This is a genomic window from Pseudoxanthomonas sp. YR558, from assembly GCF_900116385.1.
GTDB lineage: Bacteria > Pseudomonadota > Gammaproteobacteria > Xanthomonadales > Xanthomonadaceae > Pseudoxanthomonas_A.
This window is the reverse complement of sequence record NZ_FPCI01000002.1, coordinates 794,786-811,082: the sequence shown is the minus strand read 5'-3', so window position 1 is coordinate 811,082 and position 16,297 is coordinate 794,786. Positions and strand designations below refer to the sequence as shown.

The following is a 16,297-nucleotide window of genomic DNA, read 5'->3' as shown; positions in this document are numbered from 1 at the left end:
TTCGTCAACATTTGGGTATAACCTGCTTCTCCATGGAAGCAGACAGAGCTCAGCTTCACCTGGTCCAGGCCGGTTTCCCGCAACCACCGGCCCCGCCCCCGTCGTCTCCGCGTCCCCACCCGGCTGCCCTCCGCCTGCTGTCGCTCGACGCGCATGGCCGCGTACTCGATTGGATCAACTGGCAGGACGCCACCTGCCTGTACGCCCGCGGCGCCGTTGCCTGGACGCTCGGCGAGCCCTGCCTGCACGTGCACGGCGGTTTGAGCCGACTGACCGGCGAACAAAGCCTGATCGAATTGCATCCCATCGTGGCCTCTCGCGGGCACGCACGGGCGCACGCGCTGTCGCCGACGCCCACGCTGACCAACACGGCGTTGTTCGCCCGCGATGCGCACCTGTGCCTGTACTGCGGCCACGAATTCTCGCGCCCGCACCTCACGCGCGACCACGTGCTGCCGATCTCCAAGGGTGGCAAGGACGTGTGGGAGAACGTGGTCACGGCGTGTTTCCACTGCAATTCGCGCAAGAGCAACCGCACGCCGCAGCAGGCCCACATGCCGCTGCTGGCGGTGCCCTACCGGCCGAGTTGGATCGAGCACCTGATCCTGTCCAACCGCAACATCCTGGCCGACCAGATGGCGTTCCTGAGGGCGCAATTGCCGAAGAAGTCCAAGCTGTCGGCCTGATTCCGCGGTTCTTCGACCGCCGCGGCGGCAGGCGCGCGCGCGCAGTTTCCTGAACCCCGCACCCGGCTTCCGGCCGGCTTCACCTCTTTGCTTGCCCCGCTTCACACAAGAGGGGGAAAATAGCGGGCCAGACCAATACCAGCCCGATGATCGACGCCGCCCGCTACCCCCGCCTGTCCCGGATCCAGATCCCCGCCGACCTGCGCCAGTTCGACGAATCCGAACTGCCCGCCATCGCCGAGGAACTGCGCGGCTACCTGATCGAATCGGTCGGCCGCAGCGGCGGCCACTTCGGCGCCGGGCTGGGGGTGATCGAACTGACGGTCGCACTGCACTACCTGTTCGAGACGCCCAACGATCGCCTGGTGTGGGACGTCGGCCACCAGTGCTATCCGCACAAGATCCTCACCGGCCGCCGGGAGACCATCCATACCGTCAAACAGAAGGACGGGGTGGCGCCATTCCCGAAGCGCGAGGAAAGCGAGTACGACACGTTCGGCGTGGGCCACTCGTCCACCTCGATCTCGGCCGCGCTGGGTATGGCCATCGCGCTGGCGCAGCAGGGCGACGACCGCAAGGTGGTCGCGGTGATCGGCGACGGTGCGATGACGGCCGGCATGGCTTTCGAAGCGCTCAACCATGCCGGCGGCATGGAGCCCGAGCCCAACCTGCTGGTGATCCTCAACGACAACCAGATGTCGATCTCCGAGAACGTCGGCGGTCTGACCAAGATGCTGGGGCGGCTGAGCAGCAGCCGCACGCTCAACGCGTTGCGAGAGGGCGGCAAGAAGCTGCTCGGCGACAAGAAGAAGCCGCCGGCCCGTTTCATGCGCCGCTGGGAAGAACACTGGAAGGGCATGTTCGTGCCCTCCACGCTGTTCGAACAGATGGGCTTCCACTACACCGGACCCATCGACGGACACGATGTCGAAGCGCTGGTCGGCGCGTTGAAGACGCTCAAGACCCTCAAGGGCCCGCAGCTGCTCCACATCCTGACCACCAAGGGCAAGGGCTACGAGTTGGCCGAAGGCGACCAGATCGGTTACCACGCGGTGGGCCCGTTCGATCCCGAGAAAGGCCTGGTCAGCAAGGGCGGCGCGAAGAAGTCCACGTACACGGACATCTTCAGCGACTGGCTGTGCGACATGGCGGCGGCCGAACCCAAGTTGCTCGGCATCACACCCGCCATGCGTGAAGGCTCGGGCTTGGTGCGCTTCAGCAAGGAATACCCCGAGCGCTACTTCGACGTGGCGATTGCCGAACAGCATGCGGTGACCCTGGCTGCAGGCATGGCCTGCGAAGGCAGCAAGCCGGTGGTCGCGATCTATTCGACCTTCCTGCAGCGCGGCTACGACCAGTTGGTGCACGACGTCGCCATCCAGCAACTGGATGTGCTGTTCGCCATCGACCGCGGCGGTGTGGTCGGCCCCGACGGCGCCACGCATGCCGGTAACCTGGACCTCAGCTACCTGCGCTGTGTGCCGCACATGGTGGTGATGGCACCGGCGGACGAAAACGAATGCCGGCAGATGCTCAGTACCGGCTACCACTTCAACGGCCCCGCCGCTGTGCGCTACCCGCGCGGTACGGGCCCTGGCGTGGCGCTCCAATCGAACCTCGATACGTTACCGATCGGCAAGGCCGACCTGCGTGCGCGTGGTACGCGCGTGGCACTGCTTGCGTTCGGCTCGACCGTCGCGGCGGCCGAGCAGGTGGGCCGCGAGTTGGGGCTCACCGTGGTGAACATGCGCTTCGTGAAACCGCTGGACCGCGACCTGGTCCTTGAGTTGGCGAACAGCCACCAGGGCTTCGTCACCATCGAGGACAACGTGGTGATGGGCGGCGCGGGGTCCGGCGTGGCCGAACTGCTCAATGCCGAAGGCATCGTGCTGCCCGTACTGCACCTGGGTCTGCCGGACGAGTTCCAGCACCACGCCAGCCGCGAGGATCTGCTCGCCGAGGCCGGCATCGATGCCGCCGGCATCCGCGCCAGCGTGCTCAAGCGCTGGTCTCAGCTGGGCGCCGGCCAGCCCGCGATGACGGCCGCGGGCTGACGCCTGCGGCAATGCGCCGGATCACTCCGGCGCTTCGACCTCGTAACCCTTGGCCTGCAGGGCCGCGAGATAACCTCCCGGCTTCACCAGCTGCCAGACCGACACGGTGGCAAAGGTGATCCGGTTTTTCTGCAACGCGCCTTCCGCAACCTCCATCCAGCGCGCCTGCATGCGCGCTTCGATGTCGGAAATGCCGCGCTTGCGCGCCGTCTCGGTGTTGAACCAGGCGGATGCGCATGCCTGCTGCCAATCCTGCCGCGCCCCGGAACGCAGCGCCGGCCAGTCCCCCACCGCCCAGGCATTGGCACGCGCAGCGACCTGTGGCAGATCGCCCTCGATGACATCGAGCGTCTTGCTGAAGCAGGCGAGATCTTCGGGCTTGAGTGTTTCCTTGCGGAAGTCCGCCAGCGCCCCACGCGGATCCTCCAACTTGACCTCCAACAGCGTGGGCGTGCGCTTCATCTTTCGCTGCTTCAGCACCGCAGTGATGACGGGATCGATAACGCCGCCCTCGCGCAGGCCGGCATCCGACAGGGCTTCGGAGTAAAGCTGGAACGCCGCGATCAGCGGACGCTTCTTCTCGATGCCCCCGTCACGTCCCATGTGCCGCTGCTTGAGCGCGCTCCATCGGGCGTACAACTCTGGCGGCAGTACATCCTGCAGCTTCTGTCCGTCGGGGTTCTTGGAGGCCTTCATCGCGGAAGGCAGCAACGTCAGTCCACGGAAGAAGCCAATATCGGAGCCCACGCTGATGCCCGGCGAAGCCAGCACCTCGTCCGTGAGCTGCAGCACCTGATCAACCTCATCGGAGCGCCACGTGATGTTCTTCGGCAACGGCGACTGGGTGCCCAGGACGTACATCAGATGATCGCCATGACGCACCTTCCACAGGCCCGGACCGGGCTGCACGCCGGCGACCACGACGGTATCCATCTCGATGACGCCGTCCTTGTCCGTCACGACGGTCGCATCGGGAGGTGACTCAACCTCCTGCGCGTGAGTCGTATCAGCGATCAGCAACGAAAGGCACAGCATTCCGTAAAGCGGCACGCGCATCCAGGCGACTCCATGCGGAAGATGCCGAGAGTGTGCCCGTGCAGCGAGCGTGCCGATCATGCCGGCGCGATGCGCCGGGGGTATCCGTTCAGGCGACCTTGCCGCCCGCGTCGAGCAGATGGCGGGCGACCTCGCTGCCTGCCTGCATCAGCTCGAACCCCTTCCAGGAAAAACCCGGCGACACCGAGCAGTCGACCAGCGTGTAGTCGCCGAGCGAACGCGCGCTCTGCCATATCCCGGCGGGCACTACCTGGCTGGCCTGGCCGCCGCGCGCAGAGGTGTCCAACTGGACCCGGGTAAGCGTGCGTTGCTCCGGATCGAACAACGAGAGCTCCATGGCCCCGCCTTCGCTCCAGTCCCAGACCTCGGTCGCATCGACGCGGTGCCAGCGACTGGTTACCCCGGCGGGCAGCAGGAACTTGATGGCGGTGAGCGTTGGCCGCTCGATGCCATTCACTTCGGTGCGCTTGGCCGACTCGTAGATGCGCCGGAAGTAGCCGCCCTCGGGGTGCGGCATCAGCTGCAGGGTCTGGATCAGTTCGTCGGCGCGCGTCGGCATGCGGCGATCCTAACCAGCGCCTCTGCGTTTGTCTCGTGAAAGAAACAAAAAAGCCCGCAAGGCGGGCTTTCGTGCGACAGATGCCGCGAATTGGTCGGGGTAGCCGGATTTGAACCGACGACCACTTGTCCCCCAGACAAGTGCGCTACCAGGCTGCGCTATACCCCGGATGGGTCCGCCGTGAGGCGGGCGCTGATTATACCGGCATTGCCGCGCCCATTCCTAGGCGCGTGCGGCGCGCTCAGCGACGCAACAACTGCAGGATTTCTTCCAGCTCCATGCGCACCTGGCGCACGATCTGGTGGCTCAGCGCGGCTTCCTGCTTCGCGCCCTCGCCTTCCAGGCGCAGGCGGGCGCCGCCGATGGTGTAGCCCTGTTCGTACAGCAGGCTGCGGATCTGGCGCACCATCAGCACGTCGTGGCGTTGGTAGTAACGGCGGTTGCCGCGGCGCTTGGCCGGTTCCAGGCTGGGAAACTCGGTCTCCCAGTAACGCAGCACGTGAGGCTTCACGTCGCAGAGTTCGCTGACCTCACCGATGGTGAAGTAGCGCTTGGCCGGGATCGGCGGAAGCTCGCGGTTACTGCCCGGATCCAGCATACGTTTCCACCCGCTCCTTGAGTTTCTGGCCCGGCCGGAACGTCACGACGGTCCGGGCCGAGATCGGGATTTCCTCGCCGGTCTTCGGGTTGCGGCCGGGGCGCTGGTTCTTGCGGCGCAGGTCGAAATTGCCGAACCCCGACAGTTTCACCTGGCGACCCTGTTCCAGTGCTTCGCGCAGGACGTCGAAGTAGGCGTCGACGAATTCCTTCGCCTCGCGCTTGTTCAGACCGACCTCGTCAAAGAGACGTTCGGCCATCTCTGCCTTCGTCAACGCCATGGATTACTGTTTCCCCGTTGCGGCCGTCGCCGGCCTTGCCACTGCCTTCACACCGTTCATCCGCGGATCCGGGCGCCATGCGCCTCGCCGATCGCGGCCACCACCGCGGCCACTACCTGCTCCACGTCGCGGTCGGTCAGAGTGCGTGAGTTGTCCTGCAAAATCAAGCCCATAGCGAGACTCTTTTGTCCCGATTCGACCCCCTGCCCGACGTACCGGTCGAACAGCAGGATGTCCCGCAATAGCGGGCCTGAGGCCGTCCGTACCGTGGCTGCGATGGCCGTCCAGGGCACGTCGTCGGCGACGACGAACGCGAGGTCCCGGCGGACGGACGGGTACCGCGACAGCTCCCCGGCACGCGACAACGCGCGGTCGCTGAGCGGCGCCAGGTCCACTTCGAACGCGAACACGTCCGCATCCAGGGCCAGCGCGCGCTGCAGGCGCGGATGCAGTTGGCCGATCCAGCCGATCTTCTCGCCCTCACGGTAGATGTCGGCCGAGCGGCCGGGGTGACCGTGCGGGGCGCGGGACGGGCGGAACTCCAACGTGGCGCCGGACAGCGCCGCGACGCTCTCGAGATCGCCCTTCAGGTCATGGAAATCGACCTTGCGGGTCGGCTCTCCCCATTGTTCGCCCACCGCGTCGCCGATCACCGCGGCAGCCAGACGGGTGGTCTCGCGCGGTGCCGCACCGGCCACCGCTTCGAAGGCGTTGCCGATCTCGAACAGTCGCACGCGGCCCGCCTGGCGGGCGGCATTGCGTTGCAGTGCAGCCACGACACCCGGCAGCAGCGCCGTCCGCATCACGGCCAATTCCGCGCTCAACGGATTGGCCAGCGGTACCGCACCTTCCGACAGCTGCCATTGCGCGAGCCACTGCGCGTCGACAAACGCGAAGTTGACCGTTTCCATGCAGTCACGCGCCGCCAACTGGCGGCGCACGACACCGGCTTCCACGCGTGTCTCGCTGGGCGAGGCGATGCGGGTCGCGCCGCCGGGCAGCGTGGTGGGCACGCGGTCGTAGCCGTGGATACGGGCGAGCTCTTCGATCAGATCTTCTTCGATGGCGATGTCGAAGCGACGCGTCGGCGCCACCACGCTCCAGCCCTCGGCCACCGCTGCCGCCTGCAGGCCCAGCGCGCGTAGGATGCGTTCGATCTCGGCATCCGCGATCTCCACGCCCAGCACGCGGGCGATGCGCGCGCGACGCAGGCGGATCGCCGTCGGCGCCGGGAGATGTTCGGCATGCTCGACCACCGTCGTCGGGCCCGGCGTACCGCCGGCGACATCGAGGATCAGGCGGGTCGCGTATTCGACGGCCAGACGCGGCAGTTCGGGATCGACGCCGCGCTCGAAACGATGGCCGGCATCGGTGTGCAGGCCCAGCTTGCGGCTGCGGCCGATGATGGCGGACGGAATCCAGTGCGCCGCTTCGAGGAAGACGTTCGTCGTCGCGTCGGTCACACGCGTGTCGAGGCCACCCATGATGCCGCCCAGGGCGACGGCGCGCGCGGCACGGCCGCCGCGGCTGTCGGACACCACCAGGAAGTCGTCATCAAGCGATACGGTACGACCGTCCAGCAGCTTGGCCTCCTCGCCCGCACGCGCGGGACGCACGATGACCGGAGCGGTCAGCGTATCGCGGTCGAAGGCGTGCATCGGCTGTCCGAGTTCGAGCATCACGTACTGGGTGACGTCCACCAGGAAACTGATCGGGCGTACGCCGCTGCGGCGCAGGCGTTCGGCCATCCACACCGGCGTGGCCGCCTGGGCGTTGACGCCTTCGATCACGCGACCGGCGAAGCGCGGCACCTTCGCACCGGCCTCCAGCGCAACTTCCAGGGTCACCGGGCTCTGCGCCGGCACGGGTGCGGCGTCCAGCACCTTCACTTCGCTGCCGAGCGAGGCCGCGACGTCGTAAGCAATGCCGCGCACGCTAAAGCAATCGGCGCGGTTCGGCGTCAGCTTGATCTCGATGCTGGCGTCGGGCAGGCCGAGATAGTAGGCGACCGGCATGCCGACGGGCGCGTCGGCAGGCAGCTCGAGCAGGCCGGAGGCATCGGCGTCGATGCCCAGCTCCTTGGCCGAGCACAGCATGCCGTTCGATTCCACGCCCCGCAGCTTGGCCGCCTTGATGGCGATGCCGCCGACGTTGGCGCCGACCATCGCCAGCGGTGCGAGCAGACCCGGACGCGCGTTCGGCGCGCCGCAGACGATCTGCAACAGACCGCCCTGCCCCGCATCCACCTGGCAGACCTGCAGGCGATCGGCTTCGGGATGCTTCGCGCATTCGACGATGCGCGCCACCACCACGTTCGACAGGCCATCGCCCAACGCGGTGACGTCTTCGACCTCCAGGCCGATCGCGGTCAGTGTCGCGGAAAGTTCGTCGCGGGTGGCCTGGGCAGGAACATGGCTGCGCAACCAGTTTTCAGAAAACTTCATCGTTCGTGATCCGTAGGGCGGGCCCGGGCCCGCCGTCTTCAAGAGTCAGGTATCGTCGTTTCGCCGGAGCGCTACGCGAACTGCCGCAGGAACCGCACGTCGTTCTCGAAGAACGCGCGCAGGTCGTTGACGCCGTAGCGCAGCATCGCGAAGCGCTCCACGCCCAGGCCGAACGCGAAGCCGGTGTAGCGCTCCGGATCGATGCCGCAGTTGCGCAGCACGTTCGGGTGCACCATGCCGCAGCCGAGCACTTCCAGCCAGCGCGTGCTGCCGTCCGGCTGCTGCCAGGCGATGTCGACTTCCGCACCCGGTTCGACGAACGGGAAGTAGCTGGGGCGGAAGCGCATCTCGAAGTCGCGCTCGAAGAATGCGCGCACGAACTCGGCCAGCGTGCCCTTGAGGTCGGCGAACGTGGAATGCTCGTCGACCAGCAGGCCTTCGACCTGGTGGAACATCGGCGAATGGGTCTGGTCGCTGTCGCTGCGGTACACCTTGCCCGCCGCGATCATGCGCAGCGGCGGCTGGTGCGCGTCCATGTAGCGCACCTGCACGCCGGAGGTGTGCGTGCGCAGCAGTCGGCCATCGCCGAAGTAGAACGTGTCGTGCATCGCGCGCGCCGGATGGTGCGGCGGGAAGTTCAGCGCCTCGAAGTTGTGCCAGTCGTCCTCGATCTCCGGACCGTCGGCCAATTCGTAGCCCAGGCGGCCGAAGATGTCGGCGATGCGTTCCAGCGTGCGACTGATGGGATGCAAGCCGCCGCGCGTGCCGTTACGGCCCGGCAGCGTGATGTCGATGGTTTCGCCGGCCAGGCGAGCGTCGAGCGCAGCGTCTTCCAGGATCGCCTTGCGGGCCGAAAGCGCGTCACCAATGGCATCGCGCGCGCGATTGATCGCTTCACCGGCCGCCTTGCGCTGGTCGGCGGGCAACGCGCCCAACTGCTTCAGCTGCGTGGTGACACTGCCACTCTTGCCGAGGAGGGCGACACGCAGCTGCTCCACCGCATCCGGCGACTGCGCCGCCGCGACGTCGGACAGGGCTTGCGTGGACAGGGCCTCGATTTCGCTCATGGACGATCCTGGTTGCCGCGGCCCGTACCGGCGCCGCAAAAAACAATGGGGAAGGACTCGCGCCCTTCCCCACGTGTTCCCGACGATGGACTGCCGGAGTGCTTTACGGTGGAGACGCGGCTTACGCCGCGAGTGCGCCCTTCGCCTTTTCAGCCAGGGCCGCAAAACCGGTCGCGTCGTGCACGGCGATGTCCGCCAGCACCTTGCGGTCCAGGGTGATGCCAGCCTTCAGCAGGCCGTTCATGAAACGGCTGTAGCTGAGACCGTTCAGACGGGCAGCCGCGTTGATGCGGGTGATCCACAGCGAACGGAAGTTGCGCTTCTTCTGCTTGCGGCCGATGTAGGCGTACTGACCCGCCTTGATGACCGCCTGCTTGGCGACGCGGAACACCTTGCGACGGGCGTTGTAGTAGCCCTTGGCGAGGTGGAGGACTTTCTTGTGACGGCGACGCGCCGTCACGCCACGCTTAACTCGTGCCATGTCTCAAATCCTCAGAGGTAGGGAAGCATGCGGTTCAAACGGCCGCTGTCCTCGGCGCGAATGATATTCGTCGCACGCAGGCCGCGCTTACGCTTGGTCGCTTTCTTGGTGAGGATGTGGCTACGGTTGGCGTGGCCAGCCTTGAACTTGCCGGATGCGGTCTTGCGAAAACGCTTCGCCGCCGCCCGGTGGGTCTTGATCTTGGGCATTGCTATGTCCTTGACGGGTTTATGTCACTGATCCGGGCGGCGCCCTTTCAATGCTTTGCGGCTTTGCCGCGAAGATTGAAAGGCCACTCTTTCCATCCATGCCCATATCGGCTTGTAAGTCGTTGATTCCAGAACGAAACCAGCGACGGGTCCATCGGCTGCAAGCAGCCTCCCGGCGTACCGGGCCGCGTATTATGCCCGCCCTTGGATTTCCTTGCAAATCATGGGCTTCAGCCCCGCAAGAGCCCCGTGGGCACGGCGGTAGTCAGTGACCCGCCCCCTGCGGGGAAGACTCGGCCTGTCCTTCCGGCGCCGGAACCTGCCCTGCCTCACCCGGATCACCGACCGGCAATACCTCGGGCGCCGGAGCTACCTCGCTGTCACTGGGTAGCGGCGGCAACGTCGGCGGATCACCGAACATCCGTTCGCCTATATCGTCCCCGAGCCGGGTGAGCAGCACACGCGCCAGGCTATCGACCGCGTCGTTCCACTGCCGTTTTGCATCATCGCCCGCGCGTTTGCGCGGGGGGTACTGCGCCGCGAACGGCGCTATCGCGCGCGCATGGAAAGGCTGCTGATCGATCTCGATGTCGATGACCAGCACCAGTGGTGTCGTGCCGGCAGGCACCTCTCCCAGCGTATAGCCGCCCTGCAGGTCATCCGGCGCGCACCCGACCTTCTCCCGTTTGTTCATCAGGTTGGGGATCAGGCCCGTATACATCTGGGCCATCTGGGCGCGCATTGCCGCAGCGCCATTCAGATGCACGGTGAAGGCCTTCAGCTCGACGGCTTTTCCCTTCAAGCGCTCGCCGAAACGCTGCTGCAACATTTCGGCCAGCAACAAAGCGAGATCCGGCTCGATATCCTCATCACCGATACGCACGGATGCGTAAGCGCAGTTGGTGATCAGCAGCGACTCAAAGCCGGACTTCAGCTGCTTGGCGGGGCGATCATCAACGAAACCGGGGGGCAATGACGTGCCCTGCGCCACGGGTTTCAGCTGGGTCGGGTAGGTAAAGGCTGCGAGCAGCATGATGCATGCCGCGGCTGCGACAAAGCGCCTGCAAAACATGGACTCCCCCCCTGATACAGCAAAAAGGCCGCACTAGGCGGCCTTTTGCTTCGTCTTACTTCTTCTTCGGCGCGATCATCATGACCATCTGGCGGCCTTCGAGGCGCGGACGGGACTCGATGACGATTTCATCGCCCAGCTCCGCCTCGATGCGCGCAGCCATCTCGCGACCCAGCTCCTGGTGGCTCATTTCACGGCCACGGAAGCGGATGTTGACCTTGACCTTGTCGCCCTCTTCCAGGAAGCGGCGGATGTTGCGCATCTTGATCTGATAGTCGCCCTCGTCGGTGACGGGACGGAACTTCAGTTCCTTGATCTCGACCTGCTTCTGCTTCTTCTTGGCCTCGTTGGCCTTCTTCTGCGCTTCGAACTTGAACTTGCCGAAGTCCATGATCTTGCAGACGGGCGGCTCGGCGTTGGGCTGGATCTCGACCAGATCCAAGCCTTCATCCTCCGCCTTGGCCAGGGCTTCGTCGCGCGTAAGCACGCCGATCATCTCGCCATCGGAACCGATCACGCGCACCCGCGGCACGCGGATCTCGTGGTTTTTACGGTTTTGCTTGTTGTCAGGGATGCTGATGTTGCAGTCTCCAGGGATGAGTGCGCCGGCCCTCGAAGGACCGGAACCAATTATTGCGCGGCGTGCTCGTTCCGCAAACGTTCGGCGAAGGCGGCAACGGACATGCTGCCGAGATCTTCTCCCGAACGCGTACGCACGGCGATGGCGCCATTCTCCTTCTCGCGGTCTCCGACCACCAGCAGGTATGGCACCCGCTGCAGCGTGTGCTCGCGAATCTTATAGCCGATCTTCTCGTTCCGCAAATCCGCCGCCACCCGGAAGCCTTGATTTGCAAGGGTTTTCCGGACTTCGGCCACGTAATCGGCCTGGGCGTCGGTGATGTTCATGACCACCGCCTGCTGGGGCGCCAGCCAGGACGGGAATGCACCAGCATGGTGCTCGATCAGGATGCCGATGAACCGCTCCATCGAGCCCACGATGGCCCGGTGCAGCATGACCGGCTGCTGGCGTTGGCTGTTCTCGTCCACGTACTCGGCGCCGAGGCGGCCCGGCATCATGAAGTCGACCTGCATCGTGCCCAGCTGCCAGGTTCGGCCGATCGCGTCCTTCAGGTGGTACTCGATCTTCGGGCCGTAGAAAGCACCCTCACCCGGCAGCTCCTGCCACTCCACCCCGCAGCTGCGCAGGGCGGCGCGCAAGGCGGCCTCGGCCTTGTCCCAGGTGGCGTCGTCGCCCAGGCGGGAATCGGGGCGCAGGGCGATCTTGATCTGGATGTCTTCAAAGCCGAAGTCCGAGTAGACCTTCAGCGCCTGCTGGTGGAACGCCGTGACCTCGGCCTCGATCTGGTCTTCCGTGCAGAAGATGTGGCCGTCGTCCTGGGTGAAGCCACGCACGCGCAGGATGCCGTGCAGTGCGCCCGACGGCTCGTTGCGATGGCAGGCGCCGAACTCGCCGTAGCGGATCGGCAGGTCGCGGTAGCTGTGCAGCCCCTGGTTGAACACCTGCACATGGCCGGGACAGTTCATCGGCTTGACCGCGTAGGTGCGGTTCTCCGACTCGCTGAAGAACATGTTTTCCTTGTAGTTGTCCCAGTGGCCGGACTTCTTCCACAAGGCGACATCGAGGATCTGCGGGCAACGCACTTCCTGATACCCGCTGTCGCGGTAGACCTTGCGCATGTACTGCTCGACCACCTGCCAGATGGCCCAACCCTTCGGGTGCCAGAACACCAGGCCCGGCGCCTCTTCCTGCAGGTGGAACAGTTCTTGCTGCTTGCCGATCTTGCGATGGTCGCGCTTCTCGGCCTCTTCGACGCGCTGGATATAGGCCTCCAGCTGCTTCTTGTCGGCCCAGGCCGTGCCGTAGATGCGTTGCAGCTGCTCGTTCTTGGCGTCCCCGCGCCAGTAGGCGCCGGAGATGCGGGTCAGCTTGAACGCCTTCAGGAAGCGCGTGTTCGGCACGTGCGGGCCGCGGCACATGTCCACGTATTCCTGGTGGTAGTACAGGCCCATGGCCGTCACTTCAGGCCCCATGTCCTCGATCAGGCGCAGCTTGTACTCCTCGCCACGCGCCTTGAACACGTCCACCACCTCTGCGCGCGGCGTCATCTTCTTGATGACGTCGTAGTCCTGCGCGATCAGCTCCTGCATGCGCTGCTCGACCGCCGCCAGGTCCTCTGGCGTAAACGGGCGCTCGCTGTAGATGTCGTAGTAGAAGCCTTCGGCGATGACCGGGCCGATGACCATCTTCACGTCCGGGTACAGCTGCTTGACCGCATGGCCGACCAGGTGCGCGCACGAGTGACGGATGATCTCCACGCCCTCTTCGTCCTTCGGGGTGATGATGCGCAGCGCGGCGTCATGGTCGATGACGTCGCTGGCATCGACCAGCACGCCATCGACGGCACCGGCCACGGTGGCCTTCGCCAGGCCGGCGCCGATGGACTGGGCCACCTGCATGACGGAGACGGGATTCTCGAACTCGCGGCGGCTGCCGTCGGGGAGCGTGATCGTGATCATCGGGTACGGACTCGATTGGGAGGGGCGCCAGCGCTCGGGGCGGCCAGGCAGGGAAACGGACATGAAAAAAGCGCCACGAGGGCGCCTACGGGATGCAGTGCCTCGGGCAGTACCAGATTCAGGCGGTGGTAGTGCTCATGTCGCACGCTCGGCCGGCGTTTCCGCGGGCCACCTCGTGAATGCGGATGGCGCGAAGGGAAGGCCCGGCTTGCCGGAATCCACGCTCTGGAAGCGTGGTGGGCGGTACAGGGTTCGAACCTGTGACCCCTACCATGTCAAGGTAGTGCTCTACCGCTGAGCTAACCGCCCGGTCTTGCCCTTTGCAGGGGCGCGAATTCTAGCCCGGAAGCGGGGTCGCCGACAACCAGGGGCCGTACCCGGCGTTTCAGCCGCCGAGGCTGGCCTCCTTGAGCCGCTGGATCTGGTCGCGCAGGCGCGCAGCGTCCTCGAACTCCAGGTCGCGGGCGTGCTGGTACATCTGCTGCTCCAGCACCTTGATCTTGGCCACCGCCTTCGCGGGGTCCATCACGCCGTACTCGGCAGGCTCCTCGGCCACGCGCCGCGCCTTGCCCCGGCCACCCTTGCCTTCGCTGGCGGCCTCGCTGCGCGCGCCTTCCAGGATGTCCACGATGGGCCTGGCCACGGACTGGGGCGTGATGCCATGCGCTTCGTTGTACTCCACCTGCTTCTCGCGGCGACGGCTGGTCTCGTCCATCGCTGCCTGCATCGAACGGGTGATCCGGTCCGCGTAGAGGATCGCCTTGCCGCGCAGGTTGCGCGCGGCGCGGCCGATGGTCTGGATCAGCGAGCCGGTAGATCGCAGGAAGCCTTCCTTGTCTGCGTCCAGGATCGCCACCAGAGAGACCTCGGGCATATCCAGGCCCTCGCGCAGCAGGTTGATGCCCACCAGCACGTCGAACTTACCCAAGCGCAGGTCGCGGATGATCTCCACGCGCTCGACCGTGTCCACGTCCGAATGCAGATAGCGCACCTTGATGCCGTGATCGCCCAGGTATTCGGTGAGATTCTCGGCCATACGCTTGGTCAGCGTGGTGACCAGCACGCGATCGCCCCATCCCACCCGCTCGTTGATCTGCGACAACAGGTCATCCACCTGCGTGCCGACCGGCCGGATCTCCACCTCCGGATCGATCAGGCCGGTCGGACGCACCACCAGTTCGACGATCTCGTCGCTGGATTCGCGCAGTTCGTACGGCCCCGGCGTCGCCGACACGTAGATGCTGCGCGGCGAGCGGGCTTCCCATTCTTCGAAGCGCAGCGGCCGGTTGTCCAGCGCCGACGGCAGACGGAAGCCGAACTCCACCAGCGTCTCCTTGCGCGACCGGTCGCCCTTGTACATGGCGCCGATCTGCGGGATGGTCACGTGCGATTCGTCGATGACCAGCAACGCATCAGCGGGCAGGTAATCGAACAGGGTCGGTGGTGGTTCGCCGGGGGCCTTGCCGGTCAGGTGGCGGGAGTAGTTCTCGATGCCGGAACAGAAGCCCACTTCCGCCATCATTTCCACATCGAACTGGGTGCGCTGCGCCAAGCGCTGCGCCTCCACCAGCTTGTTCTGGGCATAGAGCTGCTCCAGCCGCTCCTTCAGTTCGACCTTGATCGTATCGATGGCGGCGAGTACGCGCTCCCGCGTGGTGGCGTAGTGCGTTTTCGGATAGACCGTATAACGCTGCAGCTTTCGCAACGACTCGCCGGTGAGTGGATCGAACAGGCTGAGCCCTTCGACCTCGCCGTCGAACAGTTCGATGCGCACGGCTTCCGCATCGCTTTCGGCCGGATGGACATCGATGATCTCGCCCCGCACCCGGAAGGTACCGCGCTGCAGCTCGTACTCGTTGCGGGTGTACTGCAGCTGGGTCAGGTGGCGGATCAGGTCGCGCTGGTCGATGCGCTCGCCCAACGACAGGATCAGGCGCAGCGACAGATAGTCTTCAGGCGCACCCAGACCATAGATCGCGGACACCGTGGCCACCACCAGGGCGTCCGGACGCGACAGCAACGTCTTCGTTGCCGCCAGCCGCATCTGCTCGATGTGTTCGTTGATCGAGCTGTCCTTCTCGATGAAGGTATCGCTGGCCGGCACGTAGGCTTCCGGCTGGTAATAGTCGTAGTAGCTGACGAAGTACTCGACCGCGTTATGCGGGAAGAACGCCTTGAACTCGCCGTACAGCTGCGCGGCCAGCGTCTTGTTGGGCGCCATGACCAGGGTCGGCTTCTGGATCCGCTGCACCACGTTGGCGATTGTGTAGGTCTTGCCCGACCCGGTCACACCCAGCAACGTCTGCTTGGCCACACCGGCGTCGAAATTGTCCGACAGCTTGTCGATGGCCTGGGGTTGGTCGCCTGCCGGGGAGTAGGGCGAAACAAGCTGGAAACGGTCGGTCATTTCAGGTCGCCGGGGAGCCGACCGATGAGTATAGCGGCGCGATGGTGAGCGCTTCGCGGGCGATTTCCTACACGCGGACAAGGGCTGACCTGATGGCGCATTGCTCGTGGCGAACCGAGGCTGGACTTGCCGAATGAATCAAGGAGATACGACATGGCAAGGATGCCTGCGTCGGTGGACCAGCCCGCTCCATCCCTACCCCATCGCCGCTCACTTGGCGTAACGCTCATCGAGATGATTGTCGCCATGTCGGTCATCGCGATCCTGGCCGCGCTCGCCGTCCCGTCCTTCCGGGCTCTCTCTAAGCGCAACCGGGTGGACACCACCTTGCACCTGCTGACCTCGCATTTCGCCTCGGCACGCATCGCGGCGATCACGCACAACGTCCCGGTGGTGATCTGCCCCAGCCGCGGAGACGGTGCCTGCCGACAGGACAGCGACTGGAGCGATCATTGGCTGACCTTCCGGGATCCCGACGGCAATCGCCAGCCCGATGAAACGATTGACCTCTATCGGAACGATCCGGCCCCTCGAAGCCCCAGGCTTCGCATCTACTCCACAGCAGGGAGGCGCGAATTGAGGTACCTCCCGACCGGCTACAGCTCCGGGAGCAATCTGACATTGCGCGTGTGCTACGACGGTGAAGTCAGTGGCCTGGTGGTCGTCAACAACGCTGGCCGCGTGCGCACGGCGCGCCCCACCCAATCCGAGCCTTGCAGCGAAGCCCCGGACAGCCTTTGAATTCAAGGTTTTGCGGGCACCCCCCTGCTGATCCAGTGAAGCACCCGCCCCATTCCGCTCGAATGACTTGCCCCGGCACGGAACCCGCCGCTACAATACGCGCCC

The 16,297-nt window shown here is 65.4% G+C and carries 15 protein-coding genes and 2 tRNA genes; 3 read left to right on the top strand and 14 right to left on the bottom strand.

The features are described 5' to 3' along the window. Positions 1 to 32 precede the first annotated feature (32 nt). Both BM365_RS15400 and dxs read left to right on the top strand, forming a co-directional pair. On the top strand, positions 33 to 686 hold the full coding sequence (locus tag BM365_RS15400) for an HNH endonuclease (protein ID WP_093490368.1): 654 nt from the start codon (positions 33 to 35) through the stop codon (positions 684 to 686). A gap of 146 nt (positions 687 to 832) precedes the next feature. Next, on the top strand, positions 833 to 2,740 hold the full coding sequence (gene dxs, locus BM365_RS15395; RefSeq protein WP_093490367.1) for a 1-deoxy-D-xylulose-5-phosphate synthase: 1,908 nt from the start codon (positions 833 to 835) through the stop codon (positions 2,738 to 2,740). Positions 2,741 to 2,761: 21 nt separating this feature from the next. Here dxs and BM365_RS15390 read toward each other — a convergent pair whose 3' ends face one another. The 14 genes from BM365_RS15390 to uvrB form a co-directional block, all read right to left on the bottom strand. After that, a complete protein-coding gene (locus BM365_RS15390; RefSeq protein WP_233210828.1) occupies positions 2,762 to 3,856 on the bottom strand; it encodes a TraB/GumN family protein in 1,095 nt (364 codons plus the stop codon). Positions 3,857 to 3,884: 28 nt separating this feature from the next. Further along, on the bottom strand, positions 3,885 to 4,355 hold the full coding sequence (locus BM365_RS15385) for a cupin domain-containing protein (RefSeq protein ID WP_093490366.1): 471 nt from the start codon (positions 4,353 to 4,355) through the stop codon (positions 3,885 to 3,887). A gap of 91 nt (positions 4,356 to 4,446) precedes the next feature. Further along, positions 4,447 to 4,523: transfer RNA gene (locus tag BM365_RS15380), tRNA-Pro, on the bottom strand. Positions 4,524 to 4,596: 73 nt separating this feature from the next. Further along, positions 4,597 to 4,953: a MerR family transcriptional regulator gene (locus BM365_RS15375; RefSeq protein WP_056878218.1), complete on the bottom strand. Its 357-nt coding sequence runs from the start codon at positions 4,951 to 4,953 to the stop codon at positions 4,597 to 4,599. Further along, positions 4,934 to 5,233, bottom strand: a complete 300-nt coding sequence (locus BM365_RS15370; protein WP_055936063.1) for an integration host factor subunit alpha — start codon at positions 5,231 to 5,233, stop codon at positions 4,934 to 4,936. Before BM365_RS15370 ends, BM365_RS15375 begins: the two co-directional genes overlap by 20 nt. A 56-nt stretch (positions 5,234 to 5,289) precedes the next feature. Continuing rightward, positions 5,290 to 7,677 carry a phenylalanine--tRNA ligase subunit beta gene (gene pheT, locus BM365_RS15365; protein WP_093490365.1) on the bottom strand — a complete coding sequence of 796 codons (2,388 nt, stop codon included), beginning with the start codon at positions 7,675 to 7,677 and terminating at the stop codon, positions 5,290 to 5,292. Positions 7,678 to 7,748: 71 nt separating this feature from the next. After that, on the bottom strand, positions 7,749 to 8,744 hold the full coding sequence (gene pheS / locus BM365_RS15360; protein WP_093490364.1) for a phenylalanine--tRNA ligase subunit alpha: 996 nt from the start codon (positions 8,742 to 8,744) through the stop codon (positions 7,749 to 7,751). A gap of 121 nt (positions 8,745 to 8,865) precedes the next feature. Continuing rightward, positions 8,866 to 9,225 (bottom strand): 50S ribosomal protein L20, encoded by a 360-nt coding sequence (gene rplT, locus BM365_RS15355; protein WP_056878215.1) that lies wholly within the window; start codon positions 9,223 to 9,225, stop codon positions 8,866 to 8,868. Positions 9,226 to 9,236: 11 nt separating this feature from the next. Further along, the gene (gene rpmI / locus BM365_RS15350; protein ID WP_014160066.1) at positions 9,237 to 9,434 is read right to left on the bottom strand and encodes a 50S ribosomal protein L35; all 198 of its coding nucleotides are present in this window, start codon (positions 9,432 to 9,434) and stop codon (positions 9,237 to 9,239) included. 265 nt (positions 9,435 to 9,699) lie between these two features. Continuing rightward, positions 9,700 to 10,467 (bottom strand): hypothetical protein, encoded by a 768-nt coding sequence (locus tag BM365_RS15345; RefSeq protein WP_093490363.1) that lies wholly within the window; start codon positions 10,465 to 10,467, stop codon positions 9,700 to 9,702. A gap of 94 nt (positions 10,468 to 10,561) precedes the next feature. After that, positions 10,562 to 11,086: a translation initiation factor IF-3 gene (gene infC, locus BM365_RS15340; RefSeq protein ID WP_233210880.1), complete on the bottom strand. Its 525-nt coding sequence runs from the start codon at positions 11,084 to 11,086 to the stop codon at positions 10,562 to 10,564. 50 nt (positions 11,087 to 11,136) lie between these two features. After that, positions 11,137 to 13,044 carry a threonine--tRNA ligase gene (thrS, locus tag BM365_RS15335; protein ID WP_093490361.1) on the bottom strand — a complete coding sequence of 636 codons (1,908 nt, stop codon included), beginning with the start codon at positions 13,042 to 13,044 and terminating at the stop codon, positions 11,137 to 11,139. A 234-nt stretch (positions 13,045 to 13,278) separates the two neighbouring features. Next, a tRNA-Val gene (locus BM365_RS15330) sits at positions 13,279 to 13,353 on the bottom strand. Between the two features lie 76 nt (positions 13,354 to 13,429). After that, positions 13,430 to 15,451 carry an excinuclease ABC subunit UvrB gene (gene uvrB / locus BM365_RS15325; protein ID WP_093490360.1) on the bottom strand — a complete coding sequence of 674 codons (2,022 nt, stop codon included), beginning with the start codon at positions 15,449 to 15,451 and terminating at the stop codon, positions 13,430 to 13,432. 153 nt (positions 15,452 to 15,604) lie between these two features. On the opposite strand from uvrB, the gene BM365_RS15320 reads away from it, so the two are divergent. Further along, positions 15,605 to 16,192, top strand: coding sequence for a GspH/FimT family pseudopilin (locus BM365_RS15320; protein ID WP_093490359.1), 588 nt, complete (start codon positions 15,605 to 15,607; stop codon positions 16,190 to 16,192). The last annotated feature ends 105 nt before the right edge of the window (positions 16,193 to 16,297 follow it).